21 protein-coding genes and 4 pseudogenes are annotated in these 21,143 nt (G+C 57.5%); 12 read left to right on the top strand and 13 right to left on the bottom strand.

The genetic code is table 11. The features are described from left to right. Positions 1-146 precede the first annotated feature (146 nt). The 6 genes and pseudogenes from QMK51_RS07295 to QMK51_RS07270 all read right to left on the bottom strand — a co-directional run. Positions 147-1,328: a hypothetical protein gene (locus QMK51_RS07295; protein WP_320393586.1), complete on the bottom strand. Its 1,182-nt coding sequence runs from the start codon at positions 1,326-1,328 to the stop codon at positions 147-149. Positions 1,329-1,406: 78 nt separating this feature from the next. Further along, positions 1,407-2,567 carry a hypothetical protein gene (locus tag QMK51_RS07290; RefSeq protein WP_320393585.1) on the bottom strand — a complete coding sequence of 387 codons (1,161 nt, stop codon included), beginning with the start codon at positions 2,565-2,567 and terminating at the stop codon, positions 1,407-1,409. A gap of 99 nt (positions 2,568-2,666) precedes the next feature. Continuing rightward, positions 2,667-3,851: a hypothetical protein gene (locus QMK51_RS07285; RefSeq protein WP_320393584.1), complete on the bottom strand. Its 1,185-nt coding sequence runs from the start codon at positions 3,849-3,851 to the stop codon at positions 2,667-2,669. Positions 3,852-3,940: 89 nt separating this feature from the next. After that, positions 3,941-4,630 (bottom strand): DUF6933 domain-containing protein, encoded by a 690-nt coding sequence (locus QMK51_RS07280; RefSeq protein ID WP_258699475.1) that lies wholly within the window; start codon positions 4,628-4,630, stop codon positions 3,941-3,943. 32 nt (positions 4,631-4,662) lie between these two features. Beyond that, entirely contained in the window at positions 4,663-5,025 is a 363-nt protein-coding gene (locus tag QMK51_RS07275; protein ID WP_258699474.1) for a hypothetical protein, read from the bottom strand. Positions 5,026-5,096: 71 nt separating this feature from the next. After that, positions 5,097-5,219 (bottom strand): annotated as a pseudogene (locus tag QMK51_RS07270) (sulfite exporter TauE/SafE family protein); the annotation flags it as partial. Positions 5,220-5,224: 5 nt separating this feature from the next. On the opposite strand from QMK51_RS07270, the pseudogene QMK51_RS07265 reads away from it, so the two are divergent. After that, positions 5,225-5,638: pseudogene (locus tag QMK51_RS07265) on the top strand (helix-turn-helix domain-containing protein); the annotation flags it as partial. A gap of 220 nt (positions 5,639-5,858) precedes the next feature. Here QMK51_RS07265 and bglX read toward each other — a convergent pair. Continuing rightward, the gene (gene bglX / locus QMK51_RS07260; RefSeq protein ID WP_320393583.1) at positions 5,859-8,141 is read right to left on the bottom strand and encodes a beta-glucosidase BglX; all 2,283 of its coding nucleotides are present in this window, start codon (positions 8,139-8,141) and stop codon (positions 5,859-5,861) included. Positions 8,142-8,419: 278 nt separating this feature from the next. Between bglX and QMK51_RS07255 the strand changes: the two genes are divergently transcribed. Then, entirely contained in the window at positions 8,420-8,737 is a 318-nt protein-coding gene (locus QMK51_RS07255) for a helix-turn-helix transcriptional regulator (protein ID WP_320393582.1), read from the top strand. An 11-nt stretch (positions 8,738-8,748) separates the two neighbouring features. Then, positions 8,749-8,943, top strand: a complete 195-nt coding sequence (locus tag QMK51_RS07250; RefSeq protein ID WP_258699472.1) for an XRE family transcriptional regulator — start codon at positions 8,749-8,751, stop codon at positions 8,941-8,943. Positions 8,944-8,987: 44 nt separating this feature from the next. Here QMK51_RS07250 and QMK51_RS07245 read toward each other — a convergent pair whose 3' ends face one another. Further along, a complete protein-coding gene (locus QMK51_RS07245) occupies positions 8,988-10,046 on the bottom strand; it encodes an MBL fold metallo-hydrolase (RefSeq protein ID WP_258699471.1) in 1,059 nt (352 codons plus the stop codon). 215 nt (positions 10,047-10,261) lie between these two features. Between QMK51_RS07245 and QMK51_RS07240 the strand changes: the two genes are divergently transcribed. Continuing rightward, positions 10,262-10,870, top strand: a complete 609-nt coding sequence (locus QMK51_RS07240; RefSeq protein WP_320393581.1) for a TetR/AcrR family transcriptional regulator — start codon at positions 10,262-10,264, stop codon at positions 10,868-10,870. A 140-nt stretch (positions 10,871-11,010) separates the two neighbouring features. Beyond that, positions 11,011-11,556 carry a DUF1003 domain-containing protein gene (locus QMK51_RS07235; RefSeq protein WP_320393580.1) on the top strand — a complete coding sequence of 182 codons (546 nt, stop codon included), beginning with the start codon at positions 11,011-11,013 and terminating at the stop codon, positions 11,554-11,556. A 6-nt stretch (positions 11,557-11,562) separates the two neighbouring features. On the opposite strand, the gene QMK51_RS07230 is transcribed toward QMK51_RS07235, so the two are convergent. Next, positions 11,563-12,504, bottom strand: a complete 942-nt coding sequence (locus QMK51_RS07230) for a LysR family transcriptional regulator (protein ID WP_320393579.1) — start codon at positions 12,502-12,504, stop codon at positions 11,563-11,565. Positions 12,505-12,519: 15 nt separating this feature from the next. Between QMK51_RS07230 and QMK51_RS07225 the strand changes: the two genes are divergently transcribed. Continuing rightward, positions 12,520-13,227: a CTP synthase gene (locus QMK51_RS07225; RefSeq protein WP_320393578.1), complete on the top strand. Its 708-nt coding sequence runs from the start codon at positions 12,520-12,522 to the stop codon at positions 13,225-13,227. Then, positions 13,224-13,379 (top strand): annotated as a pseudogene (locus QMK51_RS07220) (antibiotic biosynthesis monooxygenase family protein); the annotation flags it as partial. The gene QMK51_RS07225 and the pseudogene QMK51_RS07220, both read left to right, overlap by 4 nt. A 153-nt stretch (positions 13,380-13,532) precedes the next feature. On the opposite strand, the gene QMK51_RS07215 reads toward QMK51_RS07220, so the two are convergent. Then, a complete protein-coding gene (locus QMK51_RS07215) occupies positions 13,533-13,859 on the bottom strand; it encodes a DUF2025 family protein (RefSeq protein ID WP_320393577.1) in 327 nt (108 codons plus the stop codon). A 235-nt stretch (positions 13,860-14,094) separates the two neighbouring features. Between QMK51_RS07215 and QMK51_RS07210 the strand changes: the two genes are divergently transcribed. After that, positions 14,095-15,222, top strand: a complete 1,128-nt coding sequence (locus QMK51_RS07210; protein ID WP_320393576.1) for a glycerophosphodiester phosphodiesterase — start codon at positions 14,095-14,097, stop codon at positions 15,220-15,222. A gap of 100 nt (positions 15,223-15,322) precedes the next feature. Further along, complete coding sequence (locus QMK51_RS07205) at positions 15,323-15,628, top strand: PepSY domain-containing protein (protein ID WP_258699463.1); 306 nt, start codon at positions 15,323-15,325, stop codon at positions 15,626-15,628. 107 nt (positions 15,629-15,735) lie between these two features. Here QMK51_RS07205 and QMK51_RS07200 read toward each other — a convergent pair whose 3' ends face one another. The 3 genes and pseudogenes from QMK51_RS07200 to QMK51_RS28925 all read right to left on the bottom strand — a co-directional run. Then, positions 15,736-16,179 carry a hypothetical protein gene (locus tag QMK51_RS07200; protein WP_320393575.1) on the bottom strand — a complete coding sequence of 148 codons (444 nt, stop codon included), beginning with the start codon at positions 16,177-16,179 and terminating at the stop codon, positions 15,736-15,738. 111 nt (positions 16,180-16,290) lie between these two features. After that, positions 16,291-17,004: a methyl-accepting chemotaxis protein gene (locus tag QMK51_RS28930; protein ID WP_408980619.1), complete on the bottom strand. Its 714-nt coding sequence runs from the start codon at positions 17,002-17,004 to the stop codon at positions 16,291-16,293. Positions 17,005-17,175: 171 nt separating this feature from the next. After that, positions 17,176-17,334: pseudogene (locus QMK51_RS28925) on the bottom strand (HAMP domain-containing protein); the annotation flags it as partial. Between the two features lie 853 nt (positions 17,335-18,187). Here QMK51_RS28925 and QMK51_RS07190 point away from each other — a divergent pair. The 3 genes from QMK51_RS07190 (at position 18,188) to QMK51_RS07180 (ending at position 20,955) form a co-directional block, all read left to right on the top strand. Next, positions 18,188-19,210: a transporter gene (locus QMK51_RS07190; protein ID WP_320393574.1), complete on the top strand. Its 1,023-nt coding sequence runs from the start codon at positions 18,188-18,190 to the stop codon at positions 19,208-19,210. A gap of 159 nt (positions 19,211-19,369) precedes the next feature. After that, positions 19,370-20,236: a hypothetical protein gene (locus QMK51_RS07185; RefSeq protein WP_258699459.1), complete on the top strand. Its 867-nt coding sequence runs from the start codon at positions 19,370-19,372 to the stop codon at positions 20,234-20,236. Next, positions 20,233-20,955: a TylF/MycF family methyltransferase gene (locus tag QMK51_RS07180; protein ID WP_258699458.1), complete on the top strand. Its 723-nt coding sequence runs from the start codon at positions 20,233-20,235 to the stop codon at positions 20,953-20,955. The genes QMK51_RS07185 and QMK51_RS07180 overlap by 4 nt, the downstream gene beginning before the upstream one ends. The last annotated feature ends 188 nt before the right edge of the window (positions 20,956-21,143 follow it).

The following is a 21,143-nucleotide window of genomic DNA, read 5'->3' as shown; positions in this document are numbered from 1 at the left end:
ACGGTGGCGGCGGACAAGAGCGTTGAAGCAGGTGCCGAGCATGAAAAACCCCGAACAGACGTTCGGGGTGTTCAGTGCCAATATTGAGAACCTGGATCACTTCATTATTCGGGAAGCGCCGGGGTTGGCGGATAAGTAATTCAGCGTCAGGGCAACTTCAATGCCACATGCCCAGCGTGTTGTTTGATCAGGTTGTACGGCAGGATGCTCCATTCCACGTTTCGGCACATGGCTTGGTTGTGGGCAAATGCAGGCAGCAACTTGATGCCTTTGTCGGTGAAATACCAGGAAGGGAAGATCCACGACTGCTCTTCACCGTAGACGCAATCATCATTTCGATCAGTCGAGCTGGTGACTTGCTCGGGATAGAGCGTACGCAATTGACCCACCAGCCACGGTGCCAATTCTTTGGTGCGGTATTCGGAATAGGCGAGATAAGCATCATAGGACGCCTTGTCGTCGAGCTCGCTTAGTTCGTAATGCTTCGGCTCGCCCCGTCCTATCCAAAGCACATCTTCCAGCGCCAGGGTCTTGCCGGTCTTGGTTTCGAGATTGAATGGCATGTCGTCCTCATCGGAATAAGACCCGCCACAGTTGGACTCGGCCCTGATGTTCACGCTGATCACCGAGGGTGACATCCACAACGGATCGGCCGTTTGGCTATAGGTGTTCATGCCGACCTGGGTGAGGCAATCATGGAAGATGACGACTTGCTGCCACAAACGCCCCATCAACTGCTGATTGATGCGTTGCTGCTCTTCGGCGGTGTAACCCGAGACCACTTCAAACATCGACATCCTGGATTGCGGCTCGCTCCACCATTGCAGTGTGTAGCCCATGAAGGTTTCGGTCTTGCCTTGTTTGAGTTTCATACCTTGCAGGCGCAAGTACTCATAAGGCGTCACGTCATGAAGCATAGCGAGATAAGGCAAAGTACCAGCAGGAACCGGTGGTAGTTTTGCTTGCAGTAATTCTATCTTCAGGGCTTTGCCTTGGGGGCTGGTCCATTCCCCAGACAAGCCATTGGGCGTGGGCCGAAGACGAATTTTCGGGCGCGGCGTGTCCTCATGATCGCTATCGTTACCCTCATCGACTACCAGCGTCTCGCCGTCCTTACTGCCACTGAGCATTAAGTCCTTGCGGTATTTTTGGTAGAAGTAACGCCCACTCACGCCATCAGGGTTATGGGTGTTCATCTCCAACACTATCGGCGATTGGCCTAATGTTCCGATGTAAACCTGCTTGCCACCGTCGGCCCCCTGCGCAGTAGAAAAGGTTGAGCACACCAGCACAACAATGCCGATCAAACGCCACAGCCCCTTGAACATCAAATCATCCTTGTATAAATGAACGCGTGCTCGCGGGAGATAGCCAGGTGCGGCTTGAAAGCCATACGTAACCCAGCCTCAAGGCAGTTGCAGCGCTACGCCGCCGGGGTGTTGTTTGATGAGGTTGTAAGGCAGGACGCTCCATTCAACATGCCCACATGAAGCGTCTACATGAGCAAATGATGGCTCTAGCTTGATACCGTTTTCAGTGAAGTACCAAGACAGGTAACGCCACCGGTCTTCGTCACTGTAGGCACAATCCTCATCACTGGTCATTTGATCTGGATAAAGCTTACTGAGCTGCGCCACCAGCCATGGCGCGAGCTCGTTGGAACGGTACGCAGAAAACGCGGTGAACGTGTCAGGTGATTGGTCGCTTTCTCCATAGAGTTCTTCGTAATGCAGGGGGTTGCCCTCCCCTATCCAAAGAATATCCTCAAGCACCAAGGGCTTGCCGGTCTTGGCATCGAGGTTAAGCGGTACATCGTTCTGATCCGGGTAAGCGCCGCCACAGTTGTACTCAGTACCAATGTTCACGCTGATGACCGAAGGCGTCATCAACACCGGTTTGATCGTTTGGTAGTAGAAGTTCACGCCACCGCCAGCGAGACATCCGTAATAACCCACCACTTCCTGCCACAAGCGCCCCATCAACTGTTGATTGATGCGCTGACGCTCTTCAGTGGCGTAGCCCGAAACGACTTCAAACAGCGTCGTCTTTGTTTGCGGCTCGCTCCACCATTGCAGTGAGTAGCCGTTGAACGTTTCAGTCTTTCCTGGTTTGAGCTTCATGCCTTGAAGCCGCAAATATTCGTAAGGCGAGTTTTCATGGAGTGCTGCGAGATAGGGCAAGGTGTCGGCGGACACTGGCGGGAGAGTGGCTTGCTGCAACTCGACCTTGAGGACTTTGCCCTGAGGGCTGGTCCATTCGCCGGACCAGCCGTTGGGCTTGGGTTGCAAGCGAATTTGCGGGAGGGCTGTATCCTCACCATACTTCTGGTTTCCTTCGTCAAGGACCAGGATTTCGCCTTCTTTTTTGCCGGTGAGCACCAAGTCCTTGCGGTACTTCTGATAAAAGTACCGCCCCTCACCGCCGTTGGCGTTCACCTCCAGCACAATCGGCGATTTGCCCACGGTTCCGGTGTAGACCTGAGTACCGTTTTCAGCCCACAGCGCGGTAGAAAAAGTTGTGCACGCCAGCGCGATAACGCCGCTCAGACGAAACAGTCCTTTGAACATAACATCATCCTTGTATAAACGAGCACATGCTCGTGGGGGATGACCAGGTGCTGCTTGAAGCCATACGCACCAAGTCCGCAATACTTATGTAACCCAACCTCAGGGAAGTTGCACAGCCACGCCGCCGGGATGTTGCTTGACCACGGCGTACGGCAGCACTGACCAGCCCGGATCATCGCAATTGCGTTGTATGCGGGCGAAGTACGGTCCCAGGTACAGGCCTTTTACGGTGAAGTGCCAGTTGGAATAACCCCAAACGCTTTCGTCGGTGTAGTCGCAGCCTTCCTCGTCCGCCGGCTTCTGCATTTCATCGGGGTACAGCGCGCTGAATTGCTTGATCAGCCATGGTACGAACACTTCGCGCTGATAGGTGAATCGTGCGTTGCTCTCTTCCTCGGTCAAGGATGTATCGCCAGCGCCGTAGCGGTCGGCATGCAGCAGCGGCTTGCCTTGGCCAATCCACAGCACGTCTTCCAGCGACAGGCTATGACCGGTGTGAACGTCGAGGTTAATCGGCGAATTGCCAAAATCCGGGTGAGCGCCGCCGCAGCTGTAGCCGGTGGAGATGTTCAGGCTGACCACATCGGGCGATAGGAATTGGGGGGCGACACCTTGGTCGAACTCGGCAAACTCCCCACCTCCCAGCAAGCAGCCGTGGTAGTTGATGACTTCGCTCCAGAGCCGCTCCAACAATTGCTGATTGATCCGCTGCTGGTCAGCTTTCGGGTAGCCGGACTCGATGCTGAACATGGAGAGACCGGACGCGGGCTCCGTCCACCATTGCAGGTCGTAGCCCATGAAAGACTCTTTCTTGCCCGGTTTGAGTTTCAAGCCTCGCAAGCGCAGATATTCGTAAGGGTCGCTTTTCGGCAGCGCGGCGATGAAGGGCAAGACGTCTGCAGCCGGTGCCGGGATCTTGGCCTCGGTCAATTGCATTTGCAGAACTTTGCCCTTGGGGCCTTTCCATTCGCCTTGCCAGCCGTTGGCCGTTTCTTGCAACTTCAGGGTTGGCTGGGGTTTGTCTTCGCTGTAGCGATTGTTGCCTTCGGTTAGCGTCAGGGTCTTTTCTTGCAGCGAGCCGCTCAGCTCCAGGTCGCGATGGTATTTCTCATAGAAGTAGCGGCCGGTGACTTCGTCCGGCTGGTTGGTGTTGAGTTCCAGCACGATCGGCATCTTGCCCAGGGTGCCGGTGAACACTCGTCTCCCGTCCTCGGCATGAGCAGTGGAACACAGCATGAGTAACAGCGTGGCGACTGGCGCCAGGCGTAACAATCCTTTGAACATCAAAACATCCTTGAAAGAAGCGAGCGTCTACTCGTGAAATCGTGGCACGGATTATGGCGAAGCAGCGTCCAAGAATCGATATGGTCCAATCAACCCTGATCAAACTGATGCATCAGTTCTCGAGTTTCCCGTCTCACTTCTTTGCGCCGATCACGCGCAGCCTGTATGCCTGACTCGTCGAGGCCGCAGTACTGGCGTAACCAATGGACCATCATTTCCTCATCCGGAAAGTAATAGTCCTTGTGCCCTTTACCGCCTCTCAGGGTGTAGTTCATATCACCATCGAAACGGCCAGCCGAGTATTCGTCCGAAGGCAGAGATCCCCATTCGGCGGCGCAATCCTCAAAAATCCAGGCGATCTCGTTGATGTGTTTTTGCGCACCGCGATGACCGCGTTTGTAAAACGTGTACTGGCCGCAGTTTTCCTGGAAACGCTCCATCATCGGCTCATCGTTAACCCACTGCAGGATATCGTTCTGCCCCGCATGGCGTATCAGGCCATTGATCCATCGCTCGGCAAACCGTTGAACAAAACCTTCCACGTCAGCCTTTTTCGCGTCCGCGAAAATCATGCAATAACGGGTTTCCACATGGATGACGAACAACACGTGCTTGCGTTGAACGGTGATGGCGTGGACCAGCCACTGTTCGGCTGAGTCACCCTGCTCATCGTCCTCGATAACGAACGATGGCGGTTTCTCCACGGGAGTCATTTTCTTGCCCTTGTGGACGCGGCTGAAGAAGGTGCTGGCTGCTTCGGTGCAGTTGAAGATCAACATCCCTGATCCTTTGATTAATAGGGTTATGTCGCTCAGTCTGGTCGCACGATCTCTTCAACCCACTCAAGCTCGTAAGGCTGACGAATAACACCGGAAATTTTTTCACGCGTTTCTTCGCTGAGGATAGATAATTCCGCGTCGGTCAACAGATCATGCATGACCATCATTCTCAAAGCCATGAGCGCACTGGAACGGCTACAGAGGTCGAAGGTATGAACGATATCTTTGTCCCGATCACGGGTGAGACGGTAGAGCATTCTGTACCGGGCGTGAGGCGACAGCGCACTGTGCTGGGCGATGGTTTCGGCATCGGCGAGCACACCCAGGCAGAAACGATCGAGCGCAATCTCGCGCAATTCCTTGAATTTCTTCCAGTCGCTTTCGAGGATCGGCATGACGTTCTCCTGCGTGAAATGTTGAATAATGCAAAGGCCTATTCTTGCGAATAAGCCCACAGATTCCAACCTTACTTGGCGCACATACTCAGCATCACCACCACCAGCAAACCAATATAAACCCACGCATGCACCCGATCCGGTATCCGCCCGATCCACGGCGTAGCCAGCCGAATCCCCACCAGCGACCCAAGCGCAGGAATACGACGAGGCCGGGCGCGACGGTGCGTTGATCGACTTGCTGCTGCATGAACTGGCCCGCAGCGCTCACTTGCCGTTGTACATTCCGTTGCCCATGGATTCGCGACTGCTCGGGTTGTGTCAGGCGTTTCTCCAGCAACCGAACACTCATCAATCGCCGCAACAATGGGTTGATCGGTTGCATATCAGCCTGCGTACGTTCAATCGTCTGTTCCGTCAACAGACCGGCCTGAGTTTCAGCCAATGGCGGCAGCGGGCTTGTGTGGTGCTGGTGTTGGCACGGCTGGCGGTGGGTACGCCGGTGACGCGGATTGCTTTGGATTTTGGCTACGACAGCCCGGCGGCGTTCTCGACGATGTTTCGTCGTGTGCTGGGGCAGGCACCGTCCGTTTGGTTGGAGGGGGCGAAATAGAGAGGTCGCGGCTGCTGATGCCAGTCAGTTAAACGCAATCCATGTGGGAGCGAGCCTGCTTGCGATAGCGGCGGGTCAGCCAACATGGATGCTGAATGTACCGCCGTCATCGCGAGCAGGCTCGCTCCCACAAGTTGTGCACCTTAGCTGATAGGCATTTGGGCTTGCCCCCTCGCCACAGGTTCTGCGCTTGGCACTTCATTGTCTTGACTGAGCGGCCTTAGCCACTGCCTTGTTCTGACAGCAACTCAAAACTCTGCTCCTTCACATCCTGGGAATCCAGACCGATTTGCACCCGGAACTCGCCCGGCTCGGCGGTGTATTCCAGCTGGGCGTTGAAGAACTTCAAGTCGTTCTCATCAATGCTGAAATGGACCGCTTTCTCCTCTCCGGCCTTGAGCATGATTTTTTGAAAGTTCTTCAGTTCTTTGACCGGGCGGCTGACGGAGCCGACGACATCGCGGATATACAGCTGAACCACTGTTTCGCCGTCGCGCTGGCCGGTATTTTTCACCATGACGCTGGCGACGAGGTTCTCGGTCTTGTTCAGTGTGGTCGAAGACAGGGCCATGTCGGTCAGGCTGAAATCTGTATAACTCAGCCCATAGCCGAAGGGATACAGCGGACCATAGGATTGATCGAAATATTGAGACGTGTAGTTGCGAGGCGCACCTGGCAGGTAGGGGCGACCGGTGTTCAAGTGGCTGTAGTAACTCGGGATCTGCCCCACGGAGCGTGGAAAGGTGATGGGTAACTTGCCCGACGGGTTGTAGTCGCCGAACAAGACATCGGCAACGGCGTTGCCCCCCTCGGAGCCGCTGTACCAGGTTTCCAGAATCGCGTCGGCCTGTTTCTGTTCCTTGCCGATGGACAGTGGCCGACCGTTCATCAATACCAGGACCAGCGGCTTGCCGGTGGCTTTCAGGGCGGTGATCAATTCACTCTGCCGCCCTGGCAGATCGAGGCTGGTTCGACTGGCTGCTTCATGGGACATGCTGCGGGGCTCGCCCACCACTGCAATCACAACATCGGCTTGTTCTGCGGCCTTGACCGCTTCGTCAATCATTTCTGCTGCCGGGCGAGCGTCGTTCTTGACTTCGAACACTCCCAGATAATCAACAACCTCAGGATCCTCCGTGAGATTGGCGCCTCGGGCATAGATCAGCGAGCCCTTATCCATAGCGTTTTTCAGCCCGTCGTAGATCGTCACCGATTGCGAGGCCACGCCGCTTGCAGACCAACTGCCCATGATGTCGACGGCACTTTTTGCCAACGGGCCGATGAGCGCAATCGCCGCCTCTTTTTTTAGCGGCAAGAGCCCGTTTTCATTCTTCAGCAGCACCAACGTCTTGCGTGCCACTTCACGGGCCTGCGCTCTGTGCAGACGGTTTTCGTCGTTGGTATCCGCGGGGTCTTCACTGGCAATGCCGATGCGCCGATAAGGGTCTTCGAACAGCCCCATGTCGTACTTGGCACCCAGGACTTCCCGCACCGCGTCATCGATATTGCTCTGGGAAACAGCGCCAGACTCAAGCAGCCCGGGTAGCTCCGGACCATAGGAGGAGTCGTTCATGCTCATATCAATGCCGGCCCTGATGGCGAGCCTGGCCGCTTCGCGATGATCCCTCGCAACACCATGCTGAACCAGATCGGTGACCCCGTTATGGTCGCTGATGACCAGCCCCTTGAAGCCCCATGCTTTGCGAAGCAGGTCTTGCATCAACCATGCATTGGCCGCTGCCGGCACACCATTTATAGAGTTAAGCGCCGCCATCACCGCTCCCGCGCCACCCTCGATCGCTGAGCGATAAGGTGGCAGGTAGTCCTGGTACATCCTGGCCAGGCCCATGTCGACGCTGTTGTAGTCGCGTCCACCCTCGACAGCACCATACAACGCGAAGTGTTTGGCGCTGGCCATGATGCTGTCGGGTGCATTCAGGCTTTGGCCCTGGTAGGCCTGAACCATCACTTTGGCAATGCGCGAAACCAGATAGGTGTCTTCACCGAAGCCTTCGGATGTACGTCCCCAGCGAGGATCACGGGCGACATCTATCATCGGTGCAAAGGTCAGATCGATACCGTCAGCGCTGGCTTCTTTCGCCGCCGTTCGACCGCTCAACTCGATGGCGTCCATATCCCAGCTGGAGGCCAGGGCCAGGCCGATGGGAAAAATGGTTCGATGACCGTGTATCACGTCCCAGCCGAAAAACATCGGTATTTTCAAACGGCTTTGTTGAGCCGCGTCCTGCATGGGGCGGTTGATGTAACGGCTTACAGAGCCATACGTCCCCCCGATTCGCCCGGCTGTGATCTCCTGGCAAATCTTTTCGGGGGTCATTTTTTCATCGATAGCGATCAGCCGCAGCTGGCCGATTTTTTCGTCGAGGGTCATCTGATTGATGAGGTTGGTGACAAAGGCATCTTTGTTTGGCGATGCCATATCGGCCAGGACGGGCAGACTTGTAAAACTGATCAGGGCACATAGCAGACGTAGTCTTTTCATGATTCCCTTCCCCGCATAACGCTGTGGCGCACTGCTTTTGAAACGCCACCTTTCCTGCATTGAAGATCAGAAGGCTGACGTTCAATCATTGCTGCTGACGGTATTGAAAACCCACTGGGCGTTCAGGAGCCCGCATAGAAGTAGCGTAGTCGCTCCAGCGCCCCTGCCTGAGCATAAAAAGAGAATCGATCAAAAAAATGAGTTTGATCCGGACTCAAAACAACTGTACAAAAACACAGTACCTTATCGAATCGCCACTTTCGAACCCGGAGAACACCATGGCCTCTCTTGCGATGAAAATCACCCTGGAACGTATCGCCCTCTTCCAGTTCACCCCCGCCCACTGCGCCCAGGCCCGAGCGATGCTGGGCTGGAGTGTGGAAGAGTTGTCTGAGGAATCCGGGGTTTCCATTGATGCCATTCAGCGATTCGAGGCGGAGCGTGATGTGCTGGATGTCACCCGGCTGGCGTTGGCGTATCGGTTTGAATCGCAAGGTTTGGCGTTTTTCCCGGGGTTTGCACCGGGGAGAGGGATGAACGTGAAAGGGTCGACACCGGCCCCGGTGGGGCGGGCGGATTATGCGATGGTTGAGTGAGGTTTCAGCAGATGCGGGCCAAAGCCGAATACGTTATGAAGATAGGCATGCTCCTCGAAACCGGTCGGTTGAGTCAGGCTGAGGCTGCCCATCGGCTCGGATTGTCTGAGGAGGAACTGAACGAAATACTCCGTGGAGAATGTTGCGATCTGACCGTGGCAAAAATCTCGGAATATACAAACCTGTTACTGGACGAACGCAGATAAAAAAACCGGGGCGCTTGCACGGCAGGCGCCCCGGCAGCACAACATCAAGCGTTCTGCACTGTTGCCTGATCGCTTGCACCTTCCAATCCCAGCCACCAAGTGTGACCACGTTGCGGGTACATCACATTGAACGCCTCGCCCATCCGCGGCGTGGTGATCGACACGTTCCGCTCCCAGGCCAACGCCAGAATACGGTCGAAGGGTTCGTACCAGGCGTGCATCGACAGGTCGAAGGTGCCGTTGTGGATCGGCAGCAACCAGCGCCCTTTAAGGTCGATGTGCGCTTGCAGGGTTTGCTCGGGCTGCATGTGCACGTGTGGCCACTCGACGTTGTAGGCGCCGGTTTCCATGAGCGTCAGGTCGAACGGGCCATGCTGTTCGCCGATGCGTTTAAAGCCGTCGAAGTAGCCGCTGTCGCCGCTGAAGAAGATTCGCGTGTCGCCGTCGATCATCACCCACGACGCCCAAAGGGTGCTGTTGCCGTCAAACAGGCCACGCCCGGAAAAGTGTTGCGAAGGTGTGGCGACGAATTGAAGGCCATCGACCTCGGTGCCCTGCCACCAATCCAGCTGTCGCACTTTGCTGGCGTCGACGCCCCACTTGATCAGGGTGTCGCCCACGCCCAGCGGTGTGAGGAAGTAACGGGTCTTGTCCGCCAGTTTGAGTACGGCCTGATAATCGAGGTGGTCGTAGTGATCGTGGGACAGGATCACCGCTTCAATCGGCGGCAGGTCTTCGAGGCTGATCGGTGGTTGGTGGAAACGCTTGGGGCCGGCCCATTGCACTGGCGAGGCACGTTCGGCGAAGACCGGATCGGTGATCCAGAATTTGTCCCGCAGCTTGAGCAGTACCGTGGAGTGGCCGAGACGATAGACGCTGTGGTTGGGCGCGGCGATCAACGCTGCCTGGGTCAGGGTTTGCACCGGGACGGGGGCCGACGGCCGGGTGTCATGCGGTTTGTGGAAGATGAAGTTCCACAGGATGCGCAAGGTTTTGCGAAAGCCTTCGCGCTGCACGGGCACATGGTTTCGGTACTGCCCTTGAGCCTGTCGAGACGCTTCAGGCGTTGAGGCATTATCCGTTGGGGAAGTTGAGGTGGTCATGACTGAATGACTCCAGAAAAACCGCACGATTGGCGATTTTCCGCTTGGGACGATTAATGGCCAAGGCACGCACGCATCAGCCGGAGATTCTATATTTCACTGTGCAGGATTAACAAAACATTACACTGCACAGTGTAGTTTCTAGGTTGCATCAAAGCCGATCACAAGTAAACTACCAAGTGTAATTCTCCACTTCTTCCTGCCGAAGCGTATTTATGACAGCTCCACAGCGCCTCACCGACCGTAAACGCGAAGCCATCATCCAGGCGGCGATTGCCGAATTCCGTGCCAACGGTTTCGACATCACCAGCATGGACAAGATCGCCGCCACCGCTGGCGTGTCGAAGCGCACGGTGTACAACCACTTCCCGAGCAAGGAAGAGTTGTTTGCCGAAATCCTCAATCAATTATGGGCGCGGGTGACGGCCGTACAGGAAACGGCCTACCGCCCTGACCTGCCCTTGCGCGATCAGTTGCGTCTGATGTTGCAGACGAAACTGCAGATGCTGGCCGATGAGAATTTTCTCGACCTGGCGCGGGTGGCGATCGCCGCCACCATCCATTCTCCCGAGCGTGCGCAAAACATGGTCGCCCGAATGGGTGAGCGCGAAGAAAACCTGACCGTGTGGATTCGCGCCGCCCAGGCCGATGGTCGATTGAAACCGGCCGCGCCTGAGTTCGCCGCGCAACAGGTCCAGGGATTGCTCAAGTCCTTTGCGTTCTGGCCACAGATCTCCATGGGCCAGCCAGGCCTGTCGCCCGAGATGCAGCACACCGTGGTGGAGTCGGCGCTGGACATGTTCCTGGCCTGTTATGAGCGCTGAAACGAGCTGTAAAAAATGACAATGTCCGCCGCGTTATCGCTGATCGGTCGCTCTGAATAGAACACCGCAATGTGTTTCAGAATGAAACTGGCGCTGGCGACTATAGTGAGCCTCAGTCCCAGCACGATACAGAGAGCATCATGAGCACCCCGACCCGCGAAACCGAAATCGAACCTACCGGCCCCGTCGATCACCTGCGCTTCCATCGCCCTCACGCTCACCTGGCACCTACTTTCGGTACCGACCGCTTTGCCCTGCGCGCCGAGGCGTTCGCGCGGTTCTTCGGCACACCGACTTTTCTCGGTGCTCAAACCCTGATTGTGGTGGTCTGGATTTGCCTGAACCTGTCCGGCGTGACCGATTTCGATATGTACCCCTTCATCCTGCTAAACCTGGCGTTCAGCCTGCAAGCGGCCTATGCCGCACCACTGATTTTGCTGGCCCAGACGCGTCAGGCGGCGCGGGACAAAGCCCAGTCAGATGCCGATGCGCGACATCGTGAAGCCCTGGCCATCGCCAACAGTGAACGTCAGGCCCAGGCTGCGCAAACCACTGCGCAACTGATGGAGTTGCTGGAACAAAACACCCGGCTCACCGAAATCACCAAGACCCTGACCGAGCGTGTCGAAAGCCTGACGTCGCAAATACATCAACACTTCGTAGGCAACGAGCCACCGAAGGCGTGATCCGACTCAAGGCAACTTCAGCGCCTGCCCCAATTCATCGAACAACGTCACCACCGAGCGCAACGCGCGGCAGTCCGGGCGGGTCAGCAACCACAGCGCGGTGTCATAACCGTGCAAAGGCTCGGTCAACGGTTGCAGTCCGTCACCGATCAGAAAGTCCGGTAACGCCGCGACGCCCAGCCCGGCCCGCACCAACTCGGTCACCGACAACATGCTGTTGCAGCGGTAACCGGGTGTTACGCCAGGCAATTGCTGACGCCGCCACGCAACAGTGGGGTGATCGGGCAGAAAGTCGTCCGGGGCGATCCAGGTCAATGAGGCCAGATCGTGGGAATCGACCGATTGCAGATAGGCCGAACTGGCACAAACCCGGTAGGAAATGTCCGCCAGACGCCGGCCAACCAAATGCTCGGGCGGCGTACGGGTCAGCCGCAAGGCGATGTCGGCATCGCGGCGGCTGAGGTTGGCAAAGTCGTTGGAGGTGCAGAGTTCAAGGGTCAGCACCGGGTAAGACGGCATGAACCGCGCCAGCGCCGGCAACAGCAGACTTTGCAGGACCGAATCGGTGCAGGTCAGGCGCACGGTGCCACTGATGACCTCACCGCCCTGCTCCACGCCAATGCGCGCCGCCTCCAGCGCTTGTTCGGCACGCTCAGCCTGCTCGGCCAAAGTCTGCGCCAGCGTGGTGGGCAAGTATCCGGCGCGGCTCTTGTCGAACAGTTGCTGGCCCAGCGCGGCTTCCAGTCGGCGGACGGCGCGAAACACCGTCGAGACATCGACCTTCAACAACGCCGAGGCCCGGGCCAGAGAGCCGCCGCGCACCAAAGCGAGAATCAGGGACAGATCCGGGTAGTCCAGCCGATAGTGCATCGATGCATTGATCACTTGGGATAACGCCAATATTGATTGCGTGAACGCCAATCTATAGTGGGCACCAGGAATCAACAAGCGTCGAGATCACTCATGGAAACCAGCGCCATTCGCATCGCCCTGATCGGCGATCACGACCCTCAAGTCACCGCCCATCAAGCCATCCCCGTCGCCCTCGGCATGGCCGCCGAACACTCAGGCAGGAACATACAGGTCCAATGGGTGGCCACCGACTGCATCAACGCCGAGACGCCTCTGAGTGACTTCGATGGTTTCTGGTGCGTACCCGCCAGCCCTTATCGCGACATGGATGGCGCGTTACGGGCGATCCGTTTTGCCCGGGAACAGCGGCGACCGTTCCTCGGCACGTGTGGCGGTTTTCAGCACGCGGTACTCGAATTCGCCCGTAACGTTCTGGGCTGGAAAGATGCCGAACACGGCGAGACATCGCCCGAGGCGACGCGGGCGTTACTCACGCCGCTGACCTGCGCGCTGGTGGAGGCCGTCGACAGCATTCATTTGGTTGAAGGTTCGTTGATCGCCAAGGCGTACGAAAATACTGAGATCCGTGAGGGATATCGCTGCCGTTATGGTGTGAATCCTGAGTTTGAACGGGAGCTATTGAAGCAACAGCTACACGCGGTTGGCCACGATTCGGCGGGGGACCTGCGGGCGGTGGAGCTAAAAGATCATCCGTTCTTTGTCGCGACACTGTTCCAGCCGGAACGCGCCGCGCTCAAGGGCTTGCTGCCGCCGTTGGTCAGGGCGTTGATTGAAGCCTGTGCGAGGCAAAAACCTTGATCGCCCAGACACCTGAAACGCCTTACTACGCGGTGATTTTCACCTCGCTGCGCACCGACGGCGATCACGGTTATGAACAGGCCGCCGAACGCATGGTGGAACTGGCCCGCGAACAACCCGGCTTCCTTGGCGTGGAATCGGCCCGGGGTGCGTGAGCGGGCGTATCTGTTCGAGCAGTGATTACTGCGGCGTTCTTTAAACCGCCATCGCGAGCAGGCTCGCTCCCACATTGGTCTTGTGATCGACCCATAACTAATGTGGGAGCGAGCCTGCTCGCGATAGGGCCAGCCAAGTCAGCGCAATATTCAGCTCTGCACCAGACACCTCACCGCCGAGATTTCCGGTACTTCCCGCCGGTTCATGTACACCCGCAACGGCTCAGTGATGTTGATCCGGTCGTCGATGTTTTGGTCCAGCAGCAGCTGGATCAGCTCGCGCTTGAGCGTCATGGTCTGCGCGGGGCCGGGGGCCCAGACGAACTCACGGGCGGGGATGATGCCGTCGTCGGCCACATCCATGCCGAAGGCGTCTTCGCTGAAGCGCACGATGTAGCGGCCGGTCTTGCGATTGAGGCCGACAAAGCCTTTGAGTTGGTCGGCGGCCTGGCAGATGAGTTCGGAAGTGATGCGCATGGTAAACCTCACAAAAGGCCACAAAGGACCGGTGCTCGATGGTTTACACGCAGGGCAAGCGAACGGGCTTCCCTCTGCCGGGGAAACGCCTCGCTCAAGAGTACTGCAAAGGAGCGCACAAAAGCGTTGAAAACATCTCCTTTAAACACGTTTATGTCGGTCTGACGATAGCGCGAGCGGCGCTCAGTTGCTAAAAGATACGTCTTTGAAAACCTATCGCAAAAGGACTTCGACCATGCCTGTTACCTTCACCCAAAGCGCCCTGTTGCTGAGCCTGATGCTCGGCCTCGGCCAGGCACAGGCCGCCAGCGAGCCAAGCCCCACCGCACTGGCGACCCGCCAGGGCATTCCGCACCCGGCGGTGATCGCCCACCGCGGCGCATCCTTCGATGCACCGGAATCCACTGCCGCGGCCTACAAACTGGCCCGCGACCTGGGCGCCGATTACCTGGAAATGGACCTGCAACGCAGCAAGGATGGCGTGCTATTTGCCCTGCACGACAACAACCTGCAACGCACCACCGACGTCGCCACCAAGTTCCCTGAACGCAAGGACAGCCCGGCCAACGAATTCACCCTCGCCGAACTCAAAACCCTGGATGCCGGCAGCTGGTTCAACGCCGCTTACCCGGATCGCGCGCGTCCGAGCTACGCGGGTCTGAAGATCCTGACCCTGGACGAAATCATCGACATCGCCCAAGGCAATCCCCTGCACAAGCCTGGCCTGTACATCGAAACCAAAGAGCCGAAGCAGTTTCCCGGCATCGAGCGCGACCTCAAGGACAAACTCCAGGATCGCGGCTGGCTGAGCCCGACCGGTTCGAAACTGGCGAAGAGCGATCTGGCGGTTGGCCAGGGTAAAGGCAAGGTGGTGCTGCAGACCTTCGAGAAGAGCAGCCTCGAACTGCTCGAGAAGGAAATGCCGAAAGTGCCGAAAATCCTGCTGCTGTGGGTAGGCGAAGGCAGCATCGAGCCGAAATCCAAAGTGACGTTCGCCGAGTCCGGTGACAAGGACAAAGCGACTTACTACGCCAGACAGGAACCGAAAGACAAAGCCGAATTCCAGCAATGGGTCGAGTACGCCAAGGCCCAGGGCGCTATCGGTACCGGTCCTTCGGCCGCGCTGACCAAGGGTGGCGATCAGAGCTATTCGGACCTGGTGAAACCGTGGATGAACCAGTACACCCACGATCAGGGCTTGCTGGTGCACGTCTACACCATCGACGATGCCGTGGATTATCAGAAAGTGGCGGATGCCGGCGTCGATGGCATCTTCACCAACCGCGCCAGCGAACTGCTGAAGTTCTATAAGCGTCCGGCGGCGGCGAGCGTTGCGCAGTTGTTGCAGAACAACGGTTATTGATTCGAGACCGTGGCGTCTGCTTCGCGGGGGATTAAGGGTGAATTAAGTTGCGCTGTTTAAGTTGATCCCACTTAAACAGTTCACCCAAGGAAAGAACTTCATGAAAACCTTAACTGCCCTGTTCACCGCTGCTGCCCTGACTCTCGCCGCTGGCCTGGCCCAGGCTGACGTTCGTGTCGACCAGATCCCCGAGCTGGTCAAGAGTGGCAAGATCAAACCACTGGAAGAAATGAACCAGGCCGCACTGAAGTTGCACCCGGGCGCCACGATTACCGATACCGACCTGGATAACCACTTCAACGGTTACGAATATGAAGTCGAACTGCGTTTGGCCGACGGCACAGAGTGGGACGTGGACTTCGACGCCACTACCGGCAAGGTTCTGAGCAACAAGCAAGACACGTGATTCAACAACAAAAAGCCGCACGATTTTCGGATCGTGCGGCTTTTTTGCATCAGGCAAGTCGACCGAGCGACAGGTCACGACGTTTACCTTCAGCTTGCCCCACGGACTTAAGCAGTGGTGCTGACCAACGAACCCGACGTACTGCCCCCCTCATCCTGCAACGCTTGCAGCAACGCCGCCGTCTCCGTCTGCAACGAAGCCGAAGTGGCCGCAATCTGCGACTGAGCCGCCGCAACGGTTGCAGCTTTGGCTTCGGCGCTTTCCTGCTTGGCCTGGGCTGCTTGCAGTTGCTGCTGTTCTTCCTGCAATTGCTTTTGCAACTCGGCGATCTGCTTGCGCAGCTCTTTCACTGTATCGGATTCGGTGCTGCTGGAACTGCTGCCGCTTGAGGCAGGCGCACCGCCAGCGGCAACCTTCGTGGAGTCGCTGGAGTCGCTGGCGGTTGTGGCGGTTGTGGTGACGGAGGTGTCTTCGGTACTGCCGCTGATCGAGACTTGGCTTGAAGACGTCGAGACGGTCTGATTGATCGAAACAGAACTGATGCTGACCATGGGAGTTATCCAATGTGGAGTTTGGGTAACACCGTCATCGACGGGCGCAGCACGAACTTGAGAGCGACTGTGTACCGATTCAGTAACCGAATCGGTACACAGCCCATTGCACTAGGCGCTCAACCGTGCCGTCACTTCATTCAACTGCCCCGACAACCCGTGCAGGTTGTGGCTGGCCGCTTCGGTACGCTGCACGTTGTCCAGGTTGGTGCTGGCAATGCTGGTGATTTCAGTGAGGTTGCGCGAGATGTCTTCGGCCACTGAAGTCTGCTCTTCAGCAGCGGTGGCGATCTGGCGGTTCATGTCACGAATGGCTTCCACGGCATGGGTGATCCGCTCGAGCATGGCGCCGGCCTGGGTCACTTGTTCGACGCTTTCTTCACTGCGCGACTGGCCGCTTTCGATCGCCTGAGCCGCGTCTACCGCCCCGGTTTGCACGGTTTGAATGATCTGGTTGATCTCGATGATCGACGCTGCCGTGCGCTGGGCCAGGCTGCGTACTTCATCGGCGACCACCGCAAAACCGCGCCCGGCTTCACCGGCACGGGCCGCTTCGATCGCCGCGTTGAGCGCCAGCAGGTTGGTTTGCTCGGCGATGCCGCGAATCACTTCCAGCACCTTGCCGATGCGCCCGCTGTCTTCTTCCAGACGACGGATGACGGTGGCGGTGTTGGCGATTTCGCCACGCATTTGGGTGATGGTGCGAATGGTGCCCTGCATGACTTTTCCGCCCTGTTGGGCAGACTGGTCGGCATCGTCGGCCGCACGTGCCGCATCGCCTGCGTGGCGCGCGACTTCTTGTGCAGTGGCGGACATTTCGTTCATCGCCGTGGCCACCTGATCGGTGCGATTGAACTGCTCGTTGGTGCCGCTGGCCATAAGGCCGGCAATCGAGCTCAACTCACCGCTGGCGCTGTTCAGATCCGTCGCACTGCGCTGCAACCGAGTGAAGGTTTCAGCGAGGAAGTCGCGCAAGGTGTTGGCGGCCTTGGCCAGGTTGCCCAACTCGTCCTGACGGGTGCTGGCCACGCGCTCGGCGAACCGCCCCTGGCTGAGTTGTGCCACGTAGTCGATCAGTTTACGAATCGGCTCCACCAGGTTGCGGTTGACCAGCCACAGGCTCAACAGGCCAATCAGCAGACCCGACACCAACATCACCGCGAGCCCCAACAACACGGTGCGATCAGCGCTGGCACTGATCAGCTTCGATTGCTCGGTGCCCTGCTTGCGCAGTTCGCCGACCAGTTCATTCATCTGTTCGCTGGCGGCACGGTCCACGCCCTTGACCGCGTTGTCGCCGGCCGCTGGGTCGGCACCGGCCGCCACGTAGGCATCACGGCCCTTCTGATAGGCCGCACCTAAAACACGATGCTCTTCACGCAAACGTTCGATACGGGTCTTGAGTTGCGGCTCGATGCCTTTCTGCCCGGCCAATTCCCCCAGGATGCCCTGCACGTTGCGCTGGCCATCCTCGAATTGCTTCCAGTATTTGTCCAGGTTCGCCGGGTCCTTGCCGCGCAGCAGGACGTTTTTCCACTCCTGCACCTGCACCTTGAATTGCAGGTTGGCTTCATCGATCAATTGCGAGGTGCGCAACGGACCTTCGATCAGATTCGCGTAGTTCTGAACGCCATTGGACAGGAAGTGAAAGCAGGCCAAAGCGATCAGCAACATCGCCAACAGGCTGCCGCTCAACAGGGCGAGGATTTGCGCTCTCAGGGATTTTTGCAAAAGCATCGGGGATATCTCATGGCAGGGATAAGGCACGCTCAAGTGGCGAGCAAGATGTCCGGACATCCCTGTCAGCGACGCTGGCTCACGACCAGAATCAAGATCGACATCAGCAACATCGGCGCGCCAGCCCCATTCTTTAATGTTTCCGACCACCGGCACGAGGCGGATTTCCGGCGCCATTGAACTGTCACAAAACCTTCAAAATACGTTGCGATGATGGGGCTCAAGTGAACCTGTGAAACCTGTGACAGGCGCCCCCTCACAGCGAGACCTCATGAACCACAGCATCGACCAACGCCATCGCGATTCCGACCTGTTCGGCCTGCTTTACGGTTTCAGTTTTCGCCCTGGCGAGCGCGGTCGAGAGATCGATTCGGCCAAGGCGCTGCGCTGCCTGCAACAACCAGGGGACAATGACGAGTTTCTCTGGCTGCACCTGAACCTGGCCCATGCCGCGTGCGAGCGCTGGATGAAAAGCCATCTGGAATTACCCGACGAGTTTTTCGAAGCCTTGCACGAAGGCTCCCGTTCGACGCGCATCGAGCATGTCGATTCGGCGTTGCTGGCGGTGGTCAACGACGTGGTGTTCAACCTCAGCAGCATGGTCTCCTCGGATGTTTCGACGCTGTGGGTCTGCGCCCGCAGTCGGCTGATCATCAGCGCGCGCCTGCAACCGCTGCACTCGGTGGACAAGCTGCGCTCTTCGGTGAAGGCCGGTGAATGCTTTCGCTCACCGCTGGAGTTGCTGGTGCACCTGCTGCGCGATCAGGGCGAAGTGCTGACCCAGATCGTGCGCAAGACCAGCCTCAGTGTCGATCAGATCGAAGATGAATTGCTGTCTTCGCGCCTGTCCACCAACCGCGCCGAACTGGGCGCCAACCGCCGGGTGCTGGTGCGCCTGCAACGGTTGTTGGCGCTGGAGCCAGGCTCGCTGCTACGCCTGCTCAATCGCCCGCCGCAATGGTTGCAGAAGGAGGACGTCAAGGAGCTGCGCAAGTCCACCGAGGAGTTCGCGCTGATCATCAACGACCTCACAGCCCTCGGAGAGCGGATCAAGCTGTTGCAGGAAGAAATCGCCGCCAACCTCAACGAACAGAGCAACCGCACGCTGTTCACCCTGACCGTGGTCACGGTGCTGGCGCTGCCGATCAACATCATCGCCGGTTTCTTCGGCATGAACGTCGGCGGCGTGCCGCTTGCCGGTGATCCGGAGGGGTTCTGGATTCTGGTGGCGCTGGTCGCGACGTTTACCCTGATTGCCGGGCGCTGGGCGTTTCGCAAGCGACGGGATTATTAAGATCGAAAGATCGCAGCCTGCGGCAGCTCCTGCCTTTAAGCATTTCGTCGCAAATTCATGGGATTAATCGTTTATTGATTCACCTCCCGCCGAATAGCACTTCAGTTTGCTACCGTGTTGCCGACTCTTAAGAGACTCGATGTATTCAGGAGGGGAACCGTGAATCTGTATATCAATCAGCTTCAGAAGAAAGCTGACTTCAAAGAAGCCATCTACGCAGGCGACATCTTCCTGAACACTCAGCTGCGCACTGCCAAAGAATTGTGTGCGTTCGCCCAGGAAAGCATCACCGCCGCCTTCGACGGCGAGACCAACCACCAGGCACTGCACACGTTGATGCCGGTGGAAGAATTCGTGGTTCTGGTGACTCGCCTCAAGGGCCAGTTCACCAACAGCCAGCGAGCCAAGGACTTGATCCTGGGCTTCATCGATGAAATCGGTGTCGACCCTCGCGAGTATATTTTCGACGTGCCACGGATCCGCGTAGTGCCCAACTACGACTACCTGCACGCTGGTGTCAGCTATGCCTACAAACCCCATCGCGACACTTGGTACGGCAGCGTCGACTGTCAGATCAACACCTGGATGCCGGTGCATACCATCAGCCCTGACCAGACCATGATGATCAATGGCGGTTATTTCGATGTGCCGGTGAAGAACACTTCAAAGGACTGGAGCCTGTCCGACTGGATCAGCAACCAGCGTCATCGGGCCAAGGAAAACCTCAAGGAAGAAGTACGGGTACACCCGGTTCCACTGGAGGAGATCAATACTTCATCGGAAATCCGCGTGGCCGGCAACACAGGCGACATGCTGATTTTTTCCGGTTCGCACCTGCACGGTACCGTTCCCAACTACACGCAACAGACCCGCTTCAGCGTGGACTTTCGCCTGATGCACCTTGACGACCTCAAGCACAAGCGCGGCGCGATCAACGTCGACAGCGCCTGCCCGGACGTCGGTGCAGGGTTCAAAGATTATTTCCACGCTCACGACTTTTCGAATTTCCAAGGAATCCAGCAATGACCAAGCGTCGCATCACGCCCGCCGAGGCCCAGTACAACGAAACCCGTGCCAATGTCTTGAAACGGGTTGACGCCGAGTATGTGGCCGACGCGCCATTTGTCTTCGCCAACCGTATCGGCGTGACCGCTGCCCTGTCGCGCATGGAGCTGTTCAAGAAAGTCGCCGAAATCCCGGGCGCGATCATTGAGTGCGGCGTATACAAGGGCAATTCGCTGATGCTCTACATGCACCTGTCGATGATTCTGGAGCCCTACGCGATCAACCGTTCGATCATCGGCTTCGACACCTTCGAAGGCTTCCAGAGTATCGACAAGAAAGAAGACCCGTCGGACGTCAACGAAACCATGTTCTCCGACACCGACCAGTCGCTGATCCAGGACATGATCGACGCCAACGACCTGCTGCGCCCGGTCAACCGTATCCCGCGTTGCGAGCTGGTCAAAGGCGACATCGTCAAGACTGTGCCGGAGTGGGTCCAGACCCGTCCGGACTTGGTGGTGGCGATGCTGATCCTCGACACCGACCTGTATGAATCGACCAAAGTCGCTCTGGAAACCTTCCTGCCGTACATGCCAAAAGGCGCGATCGTGGTGCTCGACGAAGTCGCTTACCGCAACTTCCCGGGCGAAACCAAAGCCTTGCGCGAAGTGCTCGACCTGAACAAGATCGAACTCAAGCGCCTACCGTTCGATTCGTGCGTGGGCTACTTCCACGTCTAATGAAAAACCTGCACCTTCCTATGGCTGGAGCAGGTTTAGAAGCTGAAAAATAGCCCGCACATGTTCAGATCATTGATCGGATCACCTGCGGTAGTAAACAAAGATCAAAAGATCGCAGCCTTCGGCAGCTCCTGCAGGATCGGGTACATCCAAAATAATGGTTGTATCCGATCCTGGAGCTGCCGAAG

It is taken from the genome of Pseudomonas sp. P9_31 (genome assembly GCF_034008235.1).
Taxonomy (GTDB): Bacteria; Pseudomonadota; Gammaproteobacteria; order Pseudomonadales; family Pseudomonadaceae; genus Aquipseudomonas.
This window is presented reverse-complemented; position numbering and strand designations above follow the sequence as displayed.